Source organism: Erythrobacter sp. R86502 (assembly GCF_042466465.1).
In the GTDB taxonomy this organism is placed as follows: Bacteria; Pseudomonadota; Alphaproteobacteria; order Sphingomonadales; family Sphingomonadaceae; genus Erythrobacter.
In genome coordinates, this window is sequence record NZ_JAXHCJ010000002.1 from 98243 (window position 1) to 117521 (window position 19279).

The following is a 19279-nucleotide window of genomic DNA, read 5'->3' on the forward strand; positions in this document are numbered from 1 at the left end:
TGAAGAGGAAAGGGGAGGGGGAGTGGATGGGGTGGATCCGGGGAGGTTTTCACCGGACCACGTCCAGGAGAATGACGATGGAACAGATGATTGCCCTTTCGAAACTGCGCCACTCGGACAGCAACGTCCGCAAGTCCGGGCGAACCAACATCCCGCAGCTCGCCGGCGATATCGAGGCCCGCGGGCTGCTGCAGAACCTGTGTGTCACGGCTCTGAAAAAGCCCCGCGGGCACTACGCCGTATTCGCAGGCGGCCGCCGTCTCGAGGCACTGCAGCTGCTCGCTGCAGAAGGCCGTATCGGCAAGGACATGGATGTGTCCTGCAAGGTGCTCGAAGGCGATGATGCCACGCTGTCGGAAGCCTCGCTTGCCGAAAACTTCCAGCGCGTCAACATGACGCCGACCGATGAATGCCGCGCCTTCCAGCACTTCATCGGCGAAGGCTGCGACCTCGATGCCGTCGCGAAGCGCTTCGGTGTCACCCGCCGTTTCGTCGAAGGGCGTCTCCGGCTCGCCGGCCTTGCCGATCCTGTCTTCGAGGCACTCGCCGAAGGTCGGATCACGCTCGACATGGCCAAGGCCTATGCCACCACCGCAGATCAGGCCAAGCAGACCCGGGTGTTCGAGCAGTACGGCAACTACAGCTACACCACGCCCGATCAGGTGCGCCGTGCGATTGCCGGCGACGCCCTCAAGGCAACAGACCCGATCGCTCAGCTGGTGGGTGAGGATGCCTATGTTGCCGCGGGCGGCACGATCGAGCGCGAACTCTTCAGCGAGAACGGTGATCGCTGGTCCGATCCCGAGATCGCTCGGGGACTGGCCGCGACGATCATGGAGACCGAGGCAAAGCGTCTCGGCGAAGAACAGGGCCTCGCATGGGTGCGACCGGTGGCTGCCGCGCACATCTACAACGCAACCGACGGCCTCTACCGCGTCAACCTTCCCAAGCAACCGATGTCTGAGGCCGAGGAAACCCGGGCCGATGCCATCCAGACCCGCATGGAGGAAATCGGCGACGAGCTGGACAGCGGCGAGCTGGATGACGAGGCGGGCAGCGCGCTCGAGGCCGAATACGACAAGCTCGAAGACGAGTGGGACGAACTTCAGCGCCGCCCGACGATCCTGCCCGACGACCTCAAGGGCCAGATCGGCACGTTCCTGACCCTCGCCTCCGACGGCAAGATGGTGCTGGAGACGACGTACTTCAGCGAGACCCCGATCCGCGATCCGGAGGACGACCGCGGGAGCTCGGGCAGCACCGGCGCGACGGCCAAGGCACCGCCGCCTGAAAAGATCGCGCCGGGCGGCAAGCCTCTGAGCGCCCGGTTGTCCGATGAACTCGCGATGCAGCGCCGGGATATCCTTGCGGCCGCGCTGCTTGCCGATCCGGCCCTTGCGCTCGACTATGCGCTGTTTGCCATGATCGATGGGAACCGTGGCTATGAGCGCTACGGGACCACAATGAAGGCAGCACGCCCCAATGACCCGGTCATCGGGAAGGATTGCGAACCGACCCAGGCCCGCATTGCCATCGAACAAGCACGCGGTGAACTCGATACGACCTGGACCGAGGCCGGTGACGTGGTGGCGCGGTTCGAAGGCTTCCGCGCTCTTGATGACGCAAGCAAGGCCGCCTGGCTGGCCCTTATGGTGGCCGGATCGATCGAAGCAAAGCCCGACTATTCGGACACGACCAACCCGCTTCACGCCCGTCTCGCCGCCATCCTCAACATTGAGCCTGCGCAATGGTGGCGCCCCACGTCCACCAACTTCTTTGACCGCGTCTCAAAGGGTACGCTGCTCGCACTCCTCACCGAGATCGGCGGGGAGGTGCTGGCGGCACGCTATGCGGCCTCGAAGAAGCCTGAAGTCTCGGCCGCCTGCGAGAAGCTGTTCGCCGGTGAAGCAATCACCGAACCGGCGATCAAGGACGCTGCACTGGCCTGGGTGCCAGATGCCATGCGGTTCGACATCGCCCGTGCGGCGGTGATTGAAGAAGGCGAGGACGATTGCAGCAACGCCGACGAGGATCCCGAAGATGATCCTGCCGAGAACTGCGGCGATGATCAGAACGACTTCGAGGTCGAGCACCCCGACGAAACGCTCGAAGCCGCCGAATAACGCTCTCTCCTGGGCGTCCCTGCGGGCAGCTCGGCTTCGGCCGGGCTGCCCCTTTTTTCGTCATCGCCCGTCACTCGGGCCAGTCCGATAAAGGATCACATCATGGCAAAGACCTTCTCGCGCCGGACAGCCGGCAAAGGAGCGCGCCGCGACATCGCTGCCGAAATCACCGCCCTTATCCTTTCCAAGCTCGAACAGGGGGTCATGCCCTGGGTGAGGCCGTGGAACGCCACCCAAGGGGGTGGCAGACCGCTTCGCCATTGCGGTACCGCCTATACTGGCATCAACACGCTGTTCCTGTGGGCCATGGGAGACGCCATGGGCTACAGCAGCCGCTACTGGATGACCTACCGGCAAGCCGAGGCGCTTGGAGGACAGGTGCGCAAGGGCGAGACCTCGTCCCTCAGCGTCTACTACTCGCAGATCAGCAAGACCGAGCAAGACCGGGTGACCGGGGAAGATCAAACCCGTGCGATCCGCTTTCTCAAGGCCTACAACGTCTTCAATGCCGATCAGATCGATGGTCTGCCTGCTCACTACTATCCAGTGCTGACGCCGCCTGAAGATCGGCCCGAATCCGCACACCGCGGCGCAATCGACAGCTTCTTCGCGACGCTGCCGATCGACATCCGGCATGGGGGCAACGCCGCATTCTTCTCGCCAGCAGGCGACTACATCCAGATGCCGCCGCGCGAGGCGTTCCATTCTGACGACCACTATGCCAGCACGCTCGGGCACGAGGCCGTTCATTGGTCTGGCGGCAAAACGCGGCTTGAACGCACCTTCGGTAAGCGGTTTGGCGACAAGGCTTATGCCTTCGAAGAACTGGTCGCCTCGATCGGTCAGTGCCTGATCTGCGCCGACCTCGGGCTCCCCGGTGAGCTCCATGACAATCACGCGAGCTACATCAGTCATTGGCTCGAGATCCTCAAGGGCGATTCCTCCGCAATCATCCATGCCGCGGCCAAGGCCGAACAGGCCTTCAGCTACCTCAAGGCATTCGGCTCCGGCGCCGCCAGCGAGCGGTCCGAGGTCCCGTCGGAAGACACTCCGGCGCTGAAGCGCGCGGCTTAGAGGGGAGGGGGAAGGGGGCGGGCGTCCAATCAAGGAGACTTCGGATGCCTGTCACCCTTCACCTCGACCTGCCCTTTCGCTTTCAGCGCGCGCTGCAGCCCGATGGCTTGCGGATCATCCAGACCTGCAGCGCCGCCCTCAACGATGCCATGAGCGATGCCCGGCGCGCGGGATACGACCCCAACACCGATCCGGCGGTCCTGCTGCTCGGAAGACACTTGGGCCGCGTGGCGGCAGGCGAGTGCCCCGAGACGATGCATCCCGAAGATGAAGCGCTGCGCAGGGAGTGCGAACAACGGATCGCAGACCTGAGATCCGCCCCCATCCTGGTCCCGCTCGTTCAGCGCGGGCTCGACTGCGATCCCGATCTTATCCGGCTCTACCGGTCTTCCGCCCGCGAAGCCTTGCGCTACCTTGCGCAGACACTGTGCCTCGACCCTGCTGACTACAGCATCGAACAGGACCCGCACTTCACGGCCGATAACCCCGCGATCAGCCTGTTCGCCAAAAGCTTCTGCGTCAGCATCGATCCTTGCCGAATAAACCCGGGACGAGAGATTGGGTGGGTCAGGACCCATGGGCGCAATGGCCCATGGGCAGGACGCCAGCTGCGCGGCCCCATCGACCTCATGTCCAATATCGCCCGATTTGCCGCAACGGTGCGGCACGACTGCAATCTCAACCAGCCCGCCTGACGCGCGCACAATCGAAGGAATTTCTCATGGGTTGGCTCTCAATGCCGCTGTCGAGCATGCACCCCCACAAGACACCCAAGGAGTACCTCGATGCGCAGTTTACCTTCGAACATGCCTATGACGCCGACGGCAAGCGGATCGAAGCCGGGTCATGTCACCCGCTCCCCGAAGGGGCTTCCACCCGAGGCCTGCGGGTGATCGCCTCGTCCTGTCTGCGCAACAAGGTCTGGTATGCGGCCATCGCGCACGTCGCAAACGGCAAGACCGGAGCTGTCTTCGCGGCCGTGGTGCTCGTACGCTGGAATCCGCGTGCCAGCGACGGCTACGTGTTCGCTTACAAGGACATGGACGAAACGGCGGGCCCGTTCGAATGTGAGTGCCCTGAGCGCATCCTGCGGCTGCTCGATCCTACCGACAATCATTCGTCGCTGGTATGGCGCCGGCGATGCATCCGAAATGTCATGCGGGGATCGCGCAAGCTCGAAGACGGAATGCAGATCCGACTGCCGTCCAAGATACGCTTCACCGATGGCTATGAAGGCGATGTGTTCTTCATTCGCAAGCGAGGCCGCAAGACCACGCTCGCACTTACCGCCGACGGACCTCCCTGCTACCAGATCAGCAACCTTGCGCGCAGGGACTTCACGATCATCCCCCAAACCCGCGTCCACAAGACGATGTTCGGATAGACCCGCCATGAACAGCCAGCCCTTCAACGAACCAACGATTGTCAGCCTGCGTCGGCTCGAATTGTGCAGCCGTGAAAACGCCCATCGCGTCGCTAACCGTCTCTTCGAGCACAAACGGCGACCAGTCGCGGTGATCAGGACCGACAACCCGATGAAACCGTTCCACGTAACCGACGAAGCGACGTACGGCGACCATGTCGAAGTGGAATTACGGGCATGAAAAACCGCCTACGCATCGTATCCGCCGTGCTTTGCAGCCACTTAGTTGCCGCAAACGTAGGATGCGCGGACCAGATGAAGCTCCCTCCTTCAGAAGCTGTCCACGGCTGCACTGTCACTGATGGCGATACGCTGCGCTGCGGCGACGAACGCATCCGTCTGCTCGCGATCGACGCGCCCGAAAAGCCGGGCCAGTGTCGTGCAGGACGTACATGCGCGCCGGGCGACCCTTTTGCGAGCGAGCGAAGCCTGAGCGCGGCGGCGAAACCGACCATGAGCATTCGCCGCATCGGCTACGACCGGTACGGTCGAACGCTCGCGCTGATGGAAGCCGAAGGCAAGGACCTCTCATGCCACCAGCTTGAAAGCGCAGCGGCAATCTACAACCCGAAATGGGATACAGGCGGCTATGTCTTCGCCCTGTGCGGCAAGGCCGCAGTGAGGCGCTCACTCATTCGGTAAGCTCAGGATCGAGATACCACGAAGGCCCTTGATCAAAGTCACGCGCCACTGTCACCAACGGGCCATCAGGCTCGGCCGCAACGTAAGGCCGAACCTGCGGCATGACGGGTGCGCGCCGCTTGAAAAGCTTGCCCGCAACGCGGCCCCGCGCCTCAAGCAGATCTTCGAGCCAATCAAGATCTTCGAGCATCTGGACGATCCCGCGTCCGGCAAGGATGAAATAGAGGCAGCGCTGATAGTCATCGCAGGCATTGCCAAGGATCATCGACAGCTTCAGTATGGCGCCCGGATGACCATCATGAACCCATTCGATGGCCTCGCGCAGCTCTATTGCCGAATAATAGGCGTCATTGACTTCAGTGCCGATCGCGGCCGCCGCCAACATACGCCGGGTCGGGCGATTGGTCGGATCGAGGCTCGCATCGCGCAGTCCAAGATCAAGATCGAAGCGGCCGACAAGATTTTCATTGGTCATGGCAATCATCTCCCAAAATGTGAACATACCGTGAACGATGTAGACCGTCAAACCGAAATGCAATAGGTTAGCCGTCATGTGGCTTGTCCCTCGACATTCGAGAGGCCTCACTCTCAGAACGCCGGTTCCGGACGTTGTCCGCGAAGCGCTCGTACGCTGGTATCAGGGGGACGGAAGCGAAGCGGATCACCGGGCGAGTGTCACGATGGTGACAAAGGCTCGGACGCATGGCCAGTGGATCGCCTGCAGCTGCATCGGCGACACCGAAGCACCCCCGCTCATGTCCGCTTCATACCTCTCAGAAGCAGAAACCTATTATCTGCGACGTCTGACCAGCAAGCGCCAACGCCGCCCCGAGCATGCAGCTGATTGTCCGTTTTTCCGCGAACAGGCTCCCCAGCGCTTCCGCGAGAAGCGCTCGGCCGAAGCACCGGTGATCGATGTGCCTGACGGATTGTTCATCGCCCACCGCCTCGCACCGGAGAAATTGGCCGAAGCGCCCGCAGACAGCGAACCCGATGATCGCAGTCGGGGCGTCACCATTCCGCGCCTGGCCCGCCTGTTGTGGCACCTGATGGATATGGCGCACGTCAACGAGGTGCATCCCCTGCCGGCGGGCCGAGGCCGTAACATGACGATGGCCTCGGAGTTTGCCCGCTTGCGACATGCCGCAACACGGCTCGAAATAGCCCCCGGCATACCGCTATCTGCGCACCTTTACACCCATATCGATCCCTACGAGCGCAAGGCCGTTTTTGCGCGTCTGCGCAAGGCCGCCAGGACATGGCCCGAAGGCCTGGCGCCGCAGGCATTCCTTGCGCTCTATGCCAACGACATTTCGGGAACGACACTGTTTCTGGGGGAGGGGAGGGAACTCGACCTCAAGACCCGCGTCCAATATTCAGGATCGCTGATCGGACCTCCCTATCTCGTTCTCGTTGTCGTCGGCGAACACAACCCGCGCGACGGCTACGCAGCACTGCGCGCTTTCGCGCAGCCACTGGCGCGAACCTCGGCGTTCATCCCGGTTCACAATCACTATGAGCGCAAAGTGGCCTGCGATCTGCTTGACCTGCAGTACCATCTGCGAAAGCGCGGCATTGCCCTTGGCTTCAAGCGGCCGCTGTTCGACCTCCCCTCAAAGATCGGAACAGTGCGCCCGGACTTCGTCCTCGACATCCACGATTCCACCACCGGCGAACTCATCGAAACATCGCTTGAAGTGATCGCCAGCGAAGACGCTGAGTACCTTACCGCCAAACGTCACCAGCTTGCGCTTCTGGCCAAAGCCGGACGGGTCATAACTGCACGCGCCGCCACAATAGATTCCCACGGAACGGGCGCGATCCTCAAGGCCAACCTCGGCATCAGCTGAGCGCGAGCGCATCCCGAGAACCCACCGCGCTTGCCGGCATATCCGGGGCACGACCCCGACCCATGACAACCTCGAGGCTGTGAAAGGGGAGGGGGAGGCAATTAGTCAGATCCTGGAAGGAGATGACCAATGCCCAAATTCAACCCGAGTGAACCGCCGCGGGAGACCCTCTGGGGCGCGCCGCAGACCGCAGCCCAGTTGCTCCGCGGCATCTGGGAGGTTCACACGGCCAGCCATGGCGGCATGATCCTGTCAGACGAACGTCAGGCAGCCATGCCGAGCGCGCTGCGCCTCGATAGCACCTCCTACGAGGAGGATGTTGACTGGGCACTTGTCGTGCTTGGTTTCGCCGCCGAATTCGCAAGCCTGCCCACAAAAGGGTTCGATCTCCTTGTGCAGAACGCACGCGCAAGCGTGAAGGCATGGCACCCCGATCGCTATGCGGGTCACACAGGCGAGGCCGTCGAAACCAGTGACAGCCCCGTCCTGCGCCGCCGGCAGGCGCTCACCGATATGATTGGCAAGTATGTCGTGGTCAGCGCCTCAGGCGACTGGTCAGATTGGGTGCCTAAGGGCAAGGTCGGCGTCGTCGCTCGCCGTGTCGTCCGCGTCGATGCCCTTGGATACGCCCAATACGAGGGCGATTCCATCCACGGACTGGTGGACAAGGACGCTTACGACAGCAGCCGCATCGTCAACGGGTTCGAAGAGATCGGCGCCGTGCGCATCGAAGCCAACGCACCCGCGACCAAGGAGGTTGTGCTGTGACCCCCACGACCAACCCAGCGGTCGCCGCGCATGAATTTGCAATGATGCTTGCGCTGAGCACCGCCCACATGTCGCCGGGCACGGCGGCTGACTGGATGCCCCAATGTCCCTGGGCCTGCTTCGCCAAGGGCGAGTGGGGCTGGTTCATGTATGTCTGCGACGATGTCAGCATCACTGAGGCCGCCAGCGTTCCCCTCGAAATCCGCTCCGCTCTCCATGTTGCCCGCAAGCTGCGCTGCCAATGGATCATGTGGGACTGTGACGGGCCGATAGTGGCTGATCTGCCCGAGTACGACTGGGGCACAGCAAGCGGACCACTGTCGTGATCGCCGGACCGGCCTGCGCCAAGCCCGCAGCCCGAGCCCGGGACCTCCTCGATCTTCCGCGCCCACCAGTGGTGCTCGCTTACGGCATCGGGGTTGATTCCACCGCAATGCTCATCGAGCTTGTCGCGCGAGGCGAGACCCCTGATCTCGTCCTGACAGCCGATACCGGGTCCGAAAAGCCCTCGACCTATGACTATCTCGACATCATCCGTCGATGGATGGAGGCCCACGGGATCGAATTCCAGATCTGCCGTTATCAGCCCCAGCGGTTCAAGCACTGGCCACCCTACGCGACGCTGATCGAGAACGTCCTCACGAATGCGACACTGCCATCGATCTCGCTCGGCCGCCACTCATGCAGTCTCAAATGGAAGATAGCGCCCCAGGACAAGTATATCGCCGGATGGCCACCAGCCATCGAGGCCTGGAACCGCGGCCAGAAGGTCGTCCGTCTGATCGGTTATGACGCATCCCCGGCCGACACCCGCAGACATGCGCACGCTCTGACGATCCCAAGCGAACGCTTCGAGTGCCGATATCCTCTGAGAGAATGGGGCTGGACCCGCGAAGATTGCATCGCCCGGATCGAGGCCGAAGGCCTTCCGGTCCCGCCAAAGTCGGCATGTTTCCTCTGCTGCGGCTCGAAGCCCGAAGAAATCCGCGATCTTCCGCCATGGTGCCTGCGGATCATCGTGCTGGTGGAGGCCCGCGCTGCACCCCGGCTGCGCACCGTCGAAGGCCTGTGGCGCTCGTCAACGCGCACCAGGCCCGGAAGAATGACCGATTTCATCCGCAGCGAGCGCTTGCTTCCTGCCGAGGAGATTGACCGGATCGAAGCCGACGCGCCGACGTCGCTGAGACTCTTTCAGGAGACCGCCGCTGAAATACCGCTCCCTGAGCGGCCACACCTTGCCGACTGGATCGCACGCTTCCAGCACCAATTGGAGACAACGCCATGCTGACTGCGCCAATCACACGGGCCGAGCAGATCGCCAAACTCAACGATCGGGCACGTTCAGGCTTTGACCCCAGTGCTCGCATCATGTTCACACGCGGCTGCCTTGATGCCTTCTGTAGTGGCGACACCCCGAGCGGACTTGTCGCACAGGCCGAGCTCATCAAAACCATGCGGCGCCACCGATTCGAGGAGGATACCTACGGCGAGCGCGACTTCGGCGCGTTCATTTTCAGGGGCGAGAAGGTCTTCTTCAAGATCGACTATTATGACAACAACATGGAATACGGGTCCGAAGATCCCACAGACCCGTCGATCTCCGCGCGCGTGGTCACTATCATGCTTGCCGCGGAGTACTGACAATGCCCAAGCTCAGGCCAGCCCACAAAGGCCAACTGCAGGCCGCCAGAGACGCAGTGAATGCGCTTGCGACGCACGAACCTTCGCACGCAAAGCGAACTCCCCAAAAGCTTTAGTCGCAATCAACAAAGCGATCAAAAGTGCCGAGGGGGCCGCCCGCCACGCCGCGCACAGGCAGTCGAGGACGGAACGGATGACTAAGCAGCCAGAACGGACGGCACAGACATCCGTGACCACTTACCCCATAACACGTAGGTGATATCCCATGAGCAGACGACAGGTTCCCCTCAAAAAGGGCTGCCCTCACATCGACCGCGTCGTGGTTGGCTATGACCGCCCCCTCGAAACCTTCTTCGCGCAGGCCATCGCCATCGATGCTGATGGCGAAGACGTCACCGTGATCTGGCAGGGCACATATCCCGGCGAACTGACGACCCCGCGCAGCGCGATCGCGCTGATCGAGCAATACTGCGATGTGCCCGAAGACCTCGCGAGGCAGCTGGAGACAGATCGCCTTGCCACCCTTGCGCGAGCTGATGGCCCAAACCAGCAAGCCGCAAAGCGGGCCCTGATCATCGGCGAGACCGAACCACCCCGGCCAAAGCCGGACCGTTAAAGGGGAGGGGGAGGGGGCTTTCGATCCAACGAAGGATCGAAGGAGAACTCCCATGCCCCTTATCATCGATATCGGCGTTGCGCCGGCGAACGAAGACTGTGCACAGCTCGGCATTACCAGCGACTTTGGCGCCGCTAACCGCCTTGAGGTGCTTGCCTACCGCGCGGCGATCATCGCCATTCATGGCGCGCCGCCCGAAGGCTGCCGTCTGGAGCCCAAAAGCAGCCACCACGATTTCGGCACCTACTGCTCGCTGACGCTGATCGTCACGGACGAAGCCCCGGTCGGCACTGCACATGCCTATGCAGCCGTCGTCGAAGGAGGTCTTGGCAATTGGACCGAGGCCGCCATGGCGCCTCCCATCACATATCGCGAAGGCACCGCGCGCTGGCACAAGCGTACTGCCTCCGACGTCGTGTTCGGCGTGCTGATGAGCACGCGTCCCGATGATGACGGTAAGTTCCGCATCCCTGCCTTCGCCAGCATCCACGCCAATCTCTCGGCAGCCTACGAGGCAGAAGCCGCCCGCTTTGCCGCGCTCCGGGGAGAACTCGCGTGACAACGATCCCCCCCGAGCCCTGGATGCTGCGCGGCAATCCGAAACGATCACCGAGGCTTGATCCGACCATCAACAGCGCGAGTGCAGAGGAGATGGCTCATGCTGACTGACAGCGAGCGCTTCGCCTTCGTGCCCTATCGGATCCACGTCTTCGAAACGAGCGGCAATGCCTACGACGCGGTTCAAACCGATGATCGCATCGCGACCGGCGATCTGCTCCTGGTGATGGACGAGGCCATTGTCGGCGTCGCCATGACATGGCCCTTCGCGGTGACAGCGGAAGCCGGCCACCTGCATCAGGTCGCACCGAAACCCGGACACGGCTTCGACCAGCTTGCCGCGTCGCTGGGCGTCGAACCTGCTGCAATGTCCAGGGCCACCAGCCTTGCACGCCAGCTCGGGTTTACGATCGAACCCGCACTGCAATCCCTGATGGCGCCCTGATCAGCTTATCGAAGGACAACGCCAATGACCAAAGTTACCCGGCAGCCATGACATGAGTTCTCTGAACGCATTGCGCGCCCGCAATTCACTGACGAACCCGCCAATCGCATTGCCGCCCGAAATCGAGGCCGCGATCCGCGCTGGCGCTTGGCTCGTTTTCAACCTGTCAGGAGGCAAGGATTCCTCAGCTGCGCTTTTCGCCGCAATGACGATGCTCGATGCCCTCGACCATCCGCGGGAGCGAAGAATTGCCATTCATGCCGACCTCGGAAGAGCCGAATGGGACAGCACCCCTGACACCGTCGCGAGGATCGCTGCACGCGCCGGCATCGCGCTGACGATCCGAAGACGCCAGAGCGGTGACCTGTTTGACCGGTGGCACCAGCGTTTCGAGGCCGGCAAGGCGCGCTACGAAGATCTCTCGACCTATAATCTGATCGGCCCGTGGTCGTCGGCCTCGCTTCGCTTCTGCACCTCGGAACAAAAAGCCCAGGTCATCGGGCCCTACCTCGCGCGCCTTCTCGCCGGTGAAACGATCATCCAGATCATCGGAATCCGGCGCGATGAAAGCAGTGCCCGAGCCGCCGCCCCAGACTGGAAGCGCGACACGCGCTTCGCCGCCGAAGGGAACAGGGCCGGCACCCGGATGATGATCTGGCATCCGGTTATTGAATGGTCGACGACCGACGTCTTCCAATTCCATGAGAAGCACGGAATCCCGCTCCATGAAGCCTACACACGGCACGGTTCGAGCCGCCTCTCGTGCCGGTACTGCGTGCTGCAGTCGCTCGCCGACCAGCAAGCCGCAGCTTCATGCAAGTCAAATCACGAGGCCTTCATCCATCTGGTCGCGCTCGAAGCGCGATCGACATTTTCGTTCCAGCCCGCCCGCTGGCTAGCCGACACTGCCCCGCATCTCCTTCCCGAAAGTCTCGCTACCGACATCGCGCGTGCCAAGGATGACGCAGACCATCGCCGCCAGCTCGAAAGCACCATGCCGTCCCATCTCCGGTTCCAGCGAGGATGGCCACCGCGCATGCCAACATCAGACGAGGCCGCGCTTATCGCAAGCGTCCGAGAGCGGATCCTGAACCGACACGGGCTGGAAAACCGATTCCCCACAGGCCCGGCCGTCCGCGAACGCTTTGCGGGCCTGATTGCGCAAAAAAACTCAAAAGAACTCGGCAAGCCTATGGGTCAGGGAAACCCATCATGACACGGCCGGGCGAATACCAGCGCATGATCGCCGCCCGAGACGCGACACAAAAACGGATGGGAGACCTCGACCGCCGACTGCGTCAGGCGGCGCGCAACATGGTCGAATCTCCTGCAGCCCATCGCGGCGACAGCGCATGGCGCAAAACAGACGAAACTGAGTGGCAAGCCGCGCTCGCGACACTGCGCTACAAAAGCCGCAATGAAATCGGCGCGCTGAGCGCGAAGCTCGAACGGCAGCAGGCCGCCATTCGCGCATGGATATCGCGTCCTTCCAACCAACCACCAACACGAACCTGATCAATCAAAGCGGGTAGTCCATTGGGCTAACCATGTCCCCCTCCGGGACATTGGCCGACGCGGCATAATAACGCCTTGCATTGCAATCGTTTTTAGATTCAAACCATCCAATATGAAGGGGCGCCTCATGGAGATCGTGTATCATTTCGGCACGGCAAGCGATGCCGTGCGCGCCTGCCAGAACGAAGACGTCGCGAGCGGATCGGTTCTTGTCGTACCCTCCGATTGCATCATCGGCCTCGCAGGCAATCCGCCACGCGCAATCACCGACACATCCGGCCCGTTCGAACCATTTGCAGGATCAACCCGAAGCGCCATCCTTGCAGAGAGCGAGCACAGCGCTCAACAAATTCAAACCGCGGTCGACGAGGCCTACCGTCACGGCTTTCCGGTTTCCGAAGCGCTGGGCGATTTCGCGACGCTCCGATCGCAAATGCCAACCTGCGCAAGAGAATACCGTCTGACCAATGACGAGATACTCGCCTTGGTCGATGCCTGCGAAAGCCGAGCAGGCTTCTTTCATCGCGCTTTGTCCAGAGGCCCGGCGAACTCTGAGGCAGGAATTGTCCTGCAGACAGGAATAGCAAACCTGTCATCTGCCCGGCGAAAGCTGCTGGACAGACCCCTCTGAGGAACACCGGCCGCAACCGTTCCGGTTGGCAGCCCAGCACCACCTGAAACCTCTGAAGCGATCCCATTGGCGCGCCAGGAGCGCGGCCAATGGAGGGCGCGCAATACGCGCGCCTGCTCGTCCCGCAGGCGGGCCGAGGAGAGGAGGGGGATTGAGAAGGGTGTCGAGGACAGGGTGTCCGAGACGCAATCTCAGGAGAAGCATCATGAACATCGGTTCCATCAAGCAGAACGACAGCGGCGTTTTCATCGGCCGCGTTGACACCATGGCTGTCGCGATGACGATCGCGCTGAAGCCGGTCAACAGCAACAATCCGAAGGCTCCGCGCTTCGAGATCCATGCCCTGACGCCGGCGCGCAAGTGGATCCAGGTCGGCGCGCTGTTCGAACTGTTCTCGAACAACACCGGCGAAGCCTTCCTCAACGGGAAGATCGACGATCCGTCGATGAACGCGCCGCTGCAGATCTCGGCCTTCAGTCAGGACGATGGCAGCTACAACATCGTCTGGTCGCGTCCGACCCGCCGCCGCGATGTCACCGCGCAGCTCGCCGCCAAGCAGGACGAGATGCCCGCCTTCGACATGGGCGACGACAGCACGAGCGACAGCGGCGCCACCACCGACGGTCTCGGCGAATCCACGGCCCAATTCACCAGCTGACACCAGCTCCCCAGCGCAAGACGGCTCCCAGTCCTCCGGCCGTTTTGCGCACCTTCGGGCCCGTCTCTCTCCCCCCGAGAGACGGGCCCTTTCTTTTGCAGTCACGGCCCGGAGCCGTGCCCTTGGAAAGGACACTCCATGACCATCATCACCGCCATAGTCGACGTGCGTGAACACACCGGAGTACCGGGCAACGCGACGATCGAACTCACCCCCATAGGCACGATAGGCGGCATCAAGCTAGCTGACGGAAGGCGCGTGCGTCCATGGATCACATGGGAAATCGAGGAAGCCGACGGCACGCACCGCGACCTCACCTTCGACGAGCTCAGCGCACTCGGATTTGTCCCCACCCTCGACAAGACCATTGCGATCGAGATCGCCTGACACGAACAGTCAAGTGCCGCTCCCGCAAGGGAAAATCCGCAAAGCCAATTGCGGGAAAGGGGCGCTTCAAACTATCCTGTTCGGCGCAATTCAAGCATCCAAGGAGCGAGGTCCAAATGGAAAACCCCTTCACCGAGACGATTTCCGCTGCAAGCTTGCGGAAGAACATCGACGAAACACTCAAGGCGGCCGCGTCGCGCGCGATCGGGATCACCGACAAGGGCTCAGTGTCGGTAGTCCTCGTCCCGGCCGATGAATACGCTTCCCTGCGGACTCTCGTCGGACGTGCGATGCAATCCAACGCTCTGGCAGACGTCATCAAGGATCTGACCGGCGCTCGCCCGGGCGCACATCCCAATTCGCCTGAAAGGTACGACGATGCTGCAGAATGACCCCTTGAACGAGCCTGAAGCAGGCGCAGTCATCGACTTCCGCTATCTTGAGCACAAGGATGCGAGCAACCCCGACAAGAGCATGGCCGAGGTTCGTCCATGCCTTATCTGGAATGTCCGAACGATCGAGCGGCTTCAGCTGGTAGCTGTGCTGCCCATCATTTCGGGCGCCACCGGCGCACGGGTCAGCATCCCGCCTGCCGAACGCGCCGCGCTTGGGCTCGATAGTATGGCCGATGTCGTGTTCGAAGAAGCGAACGTGTTCCTGTGGTCTGGACCCTACCTTCAGCCGCAGCCGGATCGGAGCCTTGTCAGGCAGAACCGGGCCTCCAAGCAGCTGCTTGAAACAATCGCGGACGGCATGACCGGACGCTCCCGCAACATCGTCTTTCGTCCCTGACAATACAGGAAACCACGACCAGCTATCTACCCCTGGAGACCGCCATGGCAGATGATGGAAATATCGGCGAACGGACCTCGACGGCCAGCGCTGCCGTCTTCCTTTTCGCGATCACTAGGCACTGGCGGCAAGTCCGAGCTTCTGACGGAACGCGCATCCCGAACCATCTCTTCGCTTCATCGCGAGCAGGCTGCTTTCTTTTGGAAGGCGGACCGCCGGACCACCTTCGCCGCGAATGGGGCATTCCTCCGGGCGGCATACACCTTGGTCCTGCCAACGACACCATCGATGAAGTCATCGCTTATCTCGGCCTCAACGATGCCGACATTGCGTTCCTGCAACGCTATTACCGTCTGACCGGAGGATTGCAGCTGCTCTCATTCTTCAGGGACCGGGGCGCATTCTTGCGACTGTGCGAGCGCACTCCGCGCTTCACAGTCGACATGCGCGACATAGCCAAGTTCGCTGGCCCCGCAGCACTCGATGCACACTACGCGGACCCCGACACACTCGACGAATTGCTGTATCTCGATCCTGATACACTTGTCCCCCTCAATACGACCTACGAGTTCGTGCTCGGCAAAGGCGATCGGGAAGCTGGACGCCGCGCCCTCAACGACATCGAGCTCGCCGAGGGTATCCTGGTGCGGGAAGGGGACGTCCATATCGCCATCAGGGATTTCGTCGATTTCATCGAAAAGGACACCTGCGACCCGCTCCCGCACCATTCAGGTCGATAGCGCAAGGGGATGCAGGCCCGCCGCCTTCGGCGTCGACGAAGATCCCGAAGAGCGTTTCAGGAAATCTTCCAGGGCGCCAGACGAGAGCGACACTCCCGTGCCAAGCCTGCGGTCCGTCAAAATTCCGCTCGACTGACCGACCGCCCGCATATGCTGGCTCCGGCTCTCCAACGCGGGAAAGCGTCCCAACCGTGCAGAGCATGCCTCTGAGTGCTCACGAAGCCGGCAGCCCCGTGCAGACGACAATAGCCTGCGAAATTCCGCCGCAAGGCACAGCCCATATCGGCAACCTTGGACACCCAACCAAAGGGCGCACGATGACCACGGATCTAAGTCGCATCGTTTCTGTCCGACACCCCAGGCAACGGGGTAATCCCGCAGCGAGCCTGTGCGCGACGAGCGTGCCGGCGTTCAGTCACATCAAGGCCCCTCGTGGCCGACAGCCCGTCCGCCGCCAGTGCCCCTGCCTCTCTGGTCGCGGTTAGGGCCAACCTGCGAAAATACGAGCCGTGTTGCTCGGCAAGCCGAGCTGCCCGCACCACCTCGATTTTCGAGGTTTCCCGCGCATGCGCGCGGTGTCCCACCACTCCCGACGAGGCTCGATAAGGGCACCGGCGGACGAGCCGCCGGCCAGAAGGAGGCTTTATCATGAACAACGTCAATCTCGTCGGCCGTCTCGCCAAGGACCCCGTCGCCCGCGATACCGGCGAAACCCAGATCACCGAACTTGTGCTCGTCACTGAGCGCCCCGTCATCCGCAACGGGAAGATCCAGAAGGATGCCGAGACAGGCTACGCCCTGAAGGACGCGGAATTCCACAAGGTGACCGTCTTCAACGGCATGGGCCTGCCGCTCCGTGAGCACAAGAAGAAGGGCGACCAGCTCGCCGTCACCGGGCGCATTCATTACTCGCGCTGGAAAGACGCCGACGGCACCGAACGCTTCGGGACCGAGATCATCGCCGAGAACGTGATGTTCATCTGACCCATCCGGGGCGGCACGGCAGTGTCGCCCCCACCCTGAACAAACAGGAGTTTTCCCATGAAGGACTTCGGCCTTTTCTCCGAACGCGATGCCGCGTCCGCTGCCAAGACGCTCGCCCGCCTTGCACGATTTGCACAGCGCCGCGACGCAGTCATCAGCACGATCGATCTGGACAGCCTCGACCGGGCCACCGCGTTCAACATCCTCGAAACCAGCGCCAACCTCACGGAAACGCTGCATTTCGGGCCAATCTTCGTCGACCACCTTTAGGAAATGGAAGACCAGCGTGCGCAGATCGCCGCAGCACTTCCCCAAGCCGCGTGAAAGGATCTCCGATGTCACAGACCCAGAGCAGTCTTCCTGCACCCTTCCTTCCGGCCACGCAGTCCTTGCCGTCGTCCGATCGGCCGGTGCTTGTGCTGCGGCCATCATCCTACAATTGCTGCGAATTCGAGGTCGTAACCGCGCGGTACATGCCAGACTACCGTCCACGCTCGCCATGGCGGGACATCTCCGGCAATGCGATCAGCGACAGCGGATCCGGCGACGTCATCGCCTGGTGCTACGCTGATGCGATCCTCTCGCCAAAGAAAGTCGCGTAATTGCGCTGCGCTCCGACTTCAACGAGCCATCGGCGGCGGCCATGGTAGCAGCGCACCCTTCAGGTACGCCGCTACCGCGGCCCCGGCTTCATGCTGATCATTTCCAAGGCAATCGCCCTTTGGCAGGCGCGGCACAGAATTGCGATTACCGGTCGATGCCCGCGCCCGTCGCATCGATCTTTGCCCCGCGATGACCGCAGCTGCACCGAAGGTGCTGCGCAACCATGTCGAGCTTCATCGGGATCGACTTGGCAAAGCATTGATCTCGAAGCCTCGACGCAGGAATGAGAACCACGCGGCGGCATTTGCGACATTCAATCTGCGCGTTGAGCCCATGCCGAACCAGATCGGCCACCGTATCGATGCGCTTCATTCCCATGCACGCCGTAGAACATCATGAGAACATCGCGGTCAAGTGAGATGGCCAACCTTCCCTCGGACAAGCACTGTCACCGAACGGCGAGCCTATGCGCCCAGGATTTTATCCCAGCTCGCTCAAATCAATGACATGGCCTTCCGGAGAGCGAAGCAAGTTCTCGTGATCTTCTTTATCGACGCGTCGGTTTTCTGGATCGCTCGGCCGATCCCTCGGCTTGCCACGAGGACGGATATACATTTGCGTAACCCGTAAATTGACGCCCTCAGCCTTAAATTGAACGTAAGCGACACGGTTGCAGCGCTTTTTCGCAAGCGATCCCCTTCTGATCGTGTCGGACATCGTGGCTTTCACCTCGATGTTTTCTGCCCCCAACTCGAGATCGTATTGTTCCACTCGATGGCCTGCATGAGTTGCGTTGAGTGCCAATGCAACCTCTTGCTCGCCCAGTGCGCCAAGCCAGTTTCCGTCCAATTGCGGTTTGCACCCATCACTGGAAGCCATCTCTAATGCGGCCCGCGCATCAGCCAGACCTTCTTTTATGGTTTGCGTAGCGTGCTTTTGAGCCATGCGGCCACCTTACTCAAAAAGCGTAAAAAATTGGTAGCGTCACCCGACCGGAGGTCGGGACCGCGCTCTACTACGCGACCCGCGCCGCGGCCCTGGCTGCGCTAGGGCTCGCGTCTGCGGCCCGCTCCACCGAGCCCCTGAAGGGTCTCGGCCCTTCGGGTGACGATCGCTGACGCATTCGGCCACGCACCGCGCTTACGCGCTGCGGCCATAGTGAGCGGGGCTTTTTGAGCGGCTCGGACTTCGCCCGGGCCTTGCGTTTCTGTTTGCCCCGCCGGCCCTCGGTCCCGCCGCGCGCCGCGCAAGCAGCCGGTGACCGGACGACGACTGACGCCGCCGCCTCGATCCCCGACGTGCTGCGCGCGTGCCTGCTGCGGCTCCTGCGGGGGCCGTTCTTTGTTCGCTGACGCAGTCTCACCGTCGCCGCCCATCCGGGCAGGGCGACGGTCCTTACCCGCGAACGCGCCTTTCCTTGTCAGGAAGGCGTTCGCGGTCGGAGCTTTACAGCCGTAATTCGCGCGTGCGCGCGAAAGCGCGGCATTTGGCATCCTCCGGCCGGTCAAGGATCGGCTGCGCCGCCCGCGGAGCGGTGATGCCGGCTGCGCCGCATCATCCCTGACAGTCCGTCATCTGCCGACCAGCCACGCTAAACGGCTTTCAAGAATGGGCGTGTTCCCGCTGTTAACCCGTTCGCCGGGCCGGGAGGGCGGGCCAGCAGGCTGGCCCGTTTGCCTCCCGTCTCTCGTGCTCCGGGGCGGGAACGTCTCTTCCACACACACAGGAACACCTGCCGAAACATATCAGTCTTCGGCGCTCGTCAAGGATCGCGGTCCCCCCAATTTTCCGCCGGGCAGCCGTGTCGCTGCGCGCCGGCCACCCGGCAA

At 62.2% G+C, this 19279-nt stretch carries 28 protein-coding genes; 25 read left to right on the top strand and 3 right to left on the bottom strand.

Annotated features, from left to right (window positions below):
- Positions 1-77: 77 nt before the first annotated feature.
- The 6 genes from SJY33_RS14930 (at position 78) to SJY33_RS14955 (ending at position 5262) form a co-directional block, all read left to right on the top strand.
- Positions 78-2123, top strand: a complete 2046-nt coding sequence (locus SJY33_RS14930; protein ID WP_379923702.1) for a ParB/RepB/Spo0J family partition protein — start codon at positions 78-80, stop codon at positions 2121-2123.
- Positions 2124-2225: 102 nt separating this feature from the next.
- Positions 2226-3197, top strand: a complete 972-nt coding sequence (locus SJY33_RS14935) for an ArdC family protein (RefSeq protein ID WP_379923703.1) — start codon at positions 2226-2228, stop codon at positions 3195-3197.
- A 44-nt stretch (positions 3198-3241) separates the two neighbouring features.
- Complete coding sequence (locus tag SJY33_RS14940) at positions 3242-3892, top strand: hypothetical protein (RefSeq protein WP_379923704.1); 651 nt, start codon at positions 3242-3244, stop codon at positions 3890-3892.
- 26 nt (positions 3893-3918) lie between these two features.
- Positions 3919-4581, top strand: a complete 663-nt coding sequence (locus SJY33_RS14945; RefSeq protein ID WP_379923706.1) for a DUF6927 domain-containing protein — start codon at positions 3919-3921, stop codon at positions 4579-4581.
- A gap of 7 nt (positions 4582-4588) precedes the next feature.
- Positions 4589-4801, top strand: coding sequence for a hypothetical protein (locus tag SJY33_RS14950; protein ID WP_379923707.1), 213 nt, complete (start codon positions 4589-4591; stop codon positions 4799-4801).
- A complete protein-coding gene (locus tag SJY33_RS14955; protein WP_379923709.1) occupies positions 4798-5262 on the top strand; it encodes a thermonuclease family protein in 465 nt (154 codons plus the stop codon). The genes SJY33_RS14950 and SJY33_RS14955 overlap by 4 nt, the downstream gene beginning before the upstream one ends.
- Here the strand turns inward: SJY33_RS14955 and SJY33_RS14960 are convergent.
- On the bottom strand, positions 5252-5737 hold the full coding sequence (locus tag SJY33_RS14960) for a hypothetical protein (protein WP_379923758.1): 486 nt from the start codon (positions 5735-5737) through the stop codon (positions 5252-5254). The genes SJY33_RS14955 and SJY33_RS14960 overlap by 11 nt on opposite strands.
- A 280-nt stretch (positions 5738-6017) precedes the next feature.
- On the opposite strand from SJY33_RS14960, the gene SJY33_RS14965 reads away from it, so the two are divergent.
- From SJY33_RS14965 to SJY33_RS15055, 19 genes are all read left to right on the top strand, one after another.
- Positions 6018-7112 (top strand): hypothetical protein, encoded by a 1095-nt coding sequence (locus SJY33_RS14965; RefSeq protein ID WP_379923710.1) that lies wholly within the window; start codon positions 6018-6020, stop codon positions 7110-7112.
- Positions 7113-7241: 129 nt separating this feature from the next.
- Positions 7242-7880, top strand: a complete 639-nt coding sequence (locus SJY33_RS14970) for a DUF7007 domain-containing protein (RefSeq protein WP_379923711.1) — start codon at positions 7242-7244, stop codon at positions 7878-7880.
- A complete protein-coding gene (locus SJY33_RS14975) occupies positions 7877-8206 on the top strand; it encodes a hypothetical protein (RefSeq protein ID WP_379923713.1) in 330 nt (109 codons plus the stop codon). The genes SJY33_RS14970 and SJY33_RS14975 overlap by 4 nt, the downstream gene beginning before the upstream one ends.
- The gene (locus SJY33_RS14980; RefSeq protein WP_379923714.1) at positions 8203-9168 is read left to right on the top strand and encodes a hypothetical protein; all 966 of its coding nucleotides are present in this window, start codon (positions 8203-8205) and stop codon (positions 9166-9168) included. The genes SJY33_RS14975 and SJY33_RS14980 overlap by 4 nt, the downstream gene beginning before the upstream one ends.
- Positions 9162-9521, top strand: a complete 360-nt coding sequence (locus SJY33_RS14985) for a DUF3768 domain-containing protein (protein ID WP_379923716.1) — start codon at positions 9162-9164, stop codon at positions 9519-9521. Before SJY33_RS14980 ends, SJY33_RS14985 begins: the two co-directional genes overlap by 7 nt.
- Before the next feature lie 265 nt (positions 9522-9786).
- Positions 9787-10137, top strand: coding sequence for a hypothetical protein (locus SJY33_RS14990; protein ID WP_379923717.1), 351 nt, complete (start codon positions 9787-9789; stop codon positions 10135-10137).
- A 52-nt stretch (positions 10138-10189) separates the two neighbouring features.
- Positions 10190-10696 (top strand): hypothetical protein, encoded by a 507-nt coding sequence (locus tag SJY33_RS14995; protein ID WP_379923718.1) that lies wholly within the window; start codon positions 10190-10192, stop codon positions 10694-10696.
- 99 nt (positions 10697-10795) lie between these two features.
- Complete coding sequence (locus tag SJY33_RS15000; protein ID WP_379923719.1) at positions 10796-11140, top strand: hypothetical protein; 345 nt, start codon at positions 10796-10798, stop codon at positions 11138-11140.
- A 109-nt stretch (positions 11141-11249) separates the two neighbouring features.
- Entirely contained in the window at positions 11250-12356 is a 1107-nt protein-coding gene (locus SJY33_RS15005; protein ID WP_379923720.1) for a phosphoadenosine phosphosulfate reductase family protein, read from the top strand.
- Entirely contained in the window at positions 12353-12655 is a 303-nt protein-coding gene (locus SJY33_RS15010; RefSeq protein WP_379923722.1) for a hypothetical protein, read from the top strand. The genes SJY33_RS15005 and SJY33_RS15010 overlap by 4 nt, the downstream gene beginning before the upstream one ends.
- A gap of 127 nt (positions 12656-12782) precedes the next feature.
- The gene (locus SJY33_RS15015; RefSeq protein WP_379923723.1) at positions 12783-13286 is read left to right on the top strand and encodes a hypothetical protein; all 504 of its coding nucleotides are present in this window, start codon (positions 12783-12785) and stop codon (positions 13284-13286) included.
- A 205-nt stretch (positions 13287-13491) separates the two neighbouring features.
- Positions 13492-13944, top strand: coding sequence for a DUF736 domain-containing protein (locus SJY33_RS15020; protein ID WP_379923724.1), 453 nt, complete (start codon positions 13492-13494; stop codon positions 13942-13944).
- A 138-nt stretch (positions 13945-14082) separates the two neighbouring features.
- Complete coding sequence (locus tag SJY33_RS15025; RefSeq protein WP_379923725.1) at positions 14083-14331, top strand: hypothetical protein; 249 nt, start codon at positions 14083-14085, stop codon at positions 14329-14331.
- Between the two features lie 116 nt (positions 14332-14447).
- Positions 14448-14723: a type II toxin-antitoxin system Phd/YefM family antitoxin gene (locus SJY33_RS15030; RefSeq protein WP_379923726.1), complete on the top strand. Its 276-nt coding sequence runs from the start codon at positions 14448-14450 to the stop codon at positions 14721-14723.
- Entirely contained in the window at positions 14710-15123 is a 414-nt protein-coding gene (locus SJY33_RS15035; protein ID WP_379923727.1) for a hypothetical protein, read from the top strand. The genes SJY33_RS15030 and SJY33_RS15035 overlap by 14 nt, the downstream gene beginning before the upstream one ends.
- A gap of 200 nt (positions 15124-15323) precedes the next feature.
- On the top strand, positions 15324-15863 hold the full coding sequence (locus tag SJY33_RS15040; RefSeq protein ID WP_379923728.1) for a hypothetical protein: 540 nt from the start codon (positions 15324-15326) through the stop codon (positions 15861-15863).
- 648 nt (positions 15864-16511) lie between these two features.
- Entirely contained in the window at positions 16512-16847 is a 336-nt protein-coding gene (locus SJY33_RS15045) for a single-stranded DNA-binding protein (protein WP_379923729.1), read from the top strand.
- Positions 16848-16904: 57 nt separating this feature from the next.
- Positions 16905-17117, top strand: a complete 213-nt coding sequence (locus SJY33_RS15050) for a hypothetical protein (RefSeq protein WP_379923730.1) — start codon at positions 16905-16907, stop codon at positions 17115-17117.
- Positions 17118-17182: 65 nt separating this feature from the next.
- Complete coding sequence (locus SJY33_RS15055; protein ID WP_379923731.1) at positions 17183-17449, top strand: hypothetical protein; 267 nt, start codon at positions 17183-17185, stop codon at positions 17447-17449.
- Between the two features lie 145 nt (positions 17450-17594).
- On the opposite strand, the gene SJY33_RS15060 is transcribed toward SJY33_RS15055, so the two are convergent.
- Positions 17595-17822: a hypothetical protein gene (locus SJY33_RS15060; RefSeq protein ID WP_379923732.1), complete on the bottom strand. Its 228-nt coding sequence runs from the start codon at positions 17820-17822 to the stop codon at positions 17595-17597.
- A gap of 108 nt (positions 17823-17930) precedes the next feature.
- Entirely contained in the window at positions 17931-18395 is a 465-nt protein-coding gene (locus tag SJY33_RS15065) for a hypothetical protein (protein WP_379923733.1), read from the bottom strand.
- Positions 18396-19279: the final 884 nt, after the last annotated feature.

Bases quoted from the DNA above. Each gene is read 5' to 3' on its own strand.
- SJY33_RS14930 (WP_379923702.1), top strand. From the start codon at position 78: ATGGAACAGATGATTGCCCTTTCGAAACTGCGCCACTCGGACAGCAAC.
- SJY33_RS14935 (WP_379923703.1), top strand. From the start codon at position 2,226: ATGGCAAAGACCTTCTCGCGCCGGACAGCCGGCAAAGGAGCGCGCCGC.
- SJY33_RS14940 (WP_379923704.1), top strand. From the start codon at position 3,242: ATGCCTGTCACCCTTCACCTCGACCTGCCCTTTCGCTTTCAGCGCGCG.
- SJY33_RS14945 (WP_379923706.1), top strand. From the start codon at position 3,919: ATGGGTTGGCTCTCAATGCCGCTGTCGAGCATGCACCCCCACAAGACA.
- SJY33_RS14950 (WP_379923707.1), top strand. From the start codon at position 4,589: ATGAACAGCCAGCCCTTCAACGAACCAACGATTGTCAGCCTGCGTCGG.
- SJY33_RS14955 (WP_379923709.1), top strand. From the start codon at position 4,798: ATGAAAAACCGCCTACGCATCGTATCCGCCGTGCTTTGCAGCCACTTA.
- SJY33_RS14960 (WP_379923758.1), bottom strand. From the start codon at position 5,737: ATGACCAATGAAAATCTTGTCGGCCGCTTCGATCTTGATCTTGGACTG.
- SJY33_RS14965 (WP_379923710.1), top strand. From the start codon at position 6,018: ATGTCCGCTTCATACCTCTCAGAAGCAGAAACCTATTATCTGCGACGT.
- SJY33_RS14970 (WP_379923711.1), top strand. From the start codon at position 7,242: ATGCCCAAATTCAACCCGAGTGAACCGCCGCGGGAGACCCTCTGGGGC.
- SJY33_RS14985 (WP_379923716.1), top strand. From the start codon at position 9,162: ATGCTGACTGCGCCAATCACACGGGCCGAGCAGATCGCCAAACTCAAC.
- SJY33_RS14990 (WP_379923717.1), top strand. From the start codon at position 9,787: ATGAGCAGACGACAGGTTCCCCTCAAAAAGGGCTGCCCTCACATCGAC.
- SJY33_RS14995 (WP_379923718.1), top strand. From the start codon at position 10,190: ATGCCCCTTATCATCGATATCGGCGTTGCGCCGGCGAACGAAGACTGT.
- SJY33_RS15000 (WP_379923719.1), top strand. From the start codon at position 10,796: ATGCTGACTGACAGCGAGCGCTTCGCCTTCGTGCCCTATCGGATCCAC.
- SJY33_RS15010 (WP_379923722.1), top strand. From the start codon at position 12,353: ATGACACGGCCGGGCGAATACCAGCGCATGATCGCCGCCCGAGACGCG.
- SJY33_RS15015 (WP_379923723.1), top strand. From the start codon at position 12,783: ATGGAGATCGTGTATCATTTCGGCACGGCAAGCGATGCCGTGCGCGCC.
- SJY33_RS15020 (WP_379923724.1), top strand. From the start codon at position 13,492: ATGAACATCGGTTCCATCAAGCAGAACGACAGCGGCGTTTTCATCGGC.
- SJY33_RS15025 (WP_379923725.1), top strand. From the start codon at position 14,083: ATGACCATCATCACCGCCATAGTCGACGTGCGTGAACACACCGGAGTA.
- SJY33_RS15030 (WP_379923726.1), top strand. From the start codon at position 14,448: ATGGAAAACCCCTTCACCGAGACGATTTCCGCTGCAAGCTTGCGGAAG.
- SJY33_RS15035 (WP_379923727.1), top strand. From the start codon at position 14,710: ATGCTGCAGAATGACCCCTTGAACGAGCCTGAAGCAGGCGCAGTCATC.
- SJY33_RS15045 (WP_379923729.1), top strand. From the start codon at position 16,512: ATGAACAACGTCAATCTCGTCGGCCGTCTCGCCAAGGACCCCGTCGCC.
- SJY33_RS15050 (WP_379923730.1), top strand. From the start codon at position 16,905: ATGAAGGACTTCGGCCTTTTCTCCGAACGCGATGCCGCGTCCGCTGCC.
- SJY33_RS15055 (WP_379923731.1), top strand. From the start codon at position 17,183: ATGTCACAGACCCAGAGCAGTCTTCCTGCACCCTTCCTTCCGGCCACG.
- SJY33_RS15060 (WP_379923732.1), bottom strand. From the start codon at position 17,822: ATGAAGCGCATCGATACGGTGGCCGATCTGGTTCGGCATGGGCTCAAC.
- SJY33_RS15065 (WP_379923733.1), bottom strand. From the start codon at position 18,395: ATGGCTCAAAAGCACGCTACGCAAACCATAAAAGAAGGTCTGGCTGAT.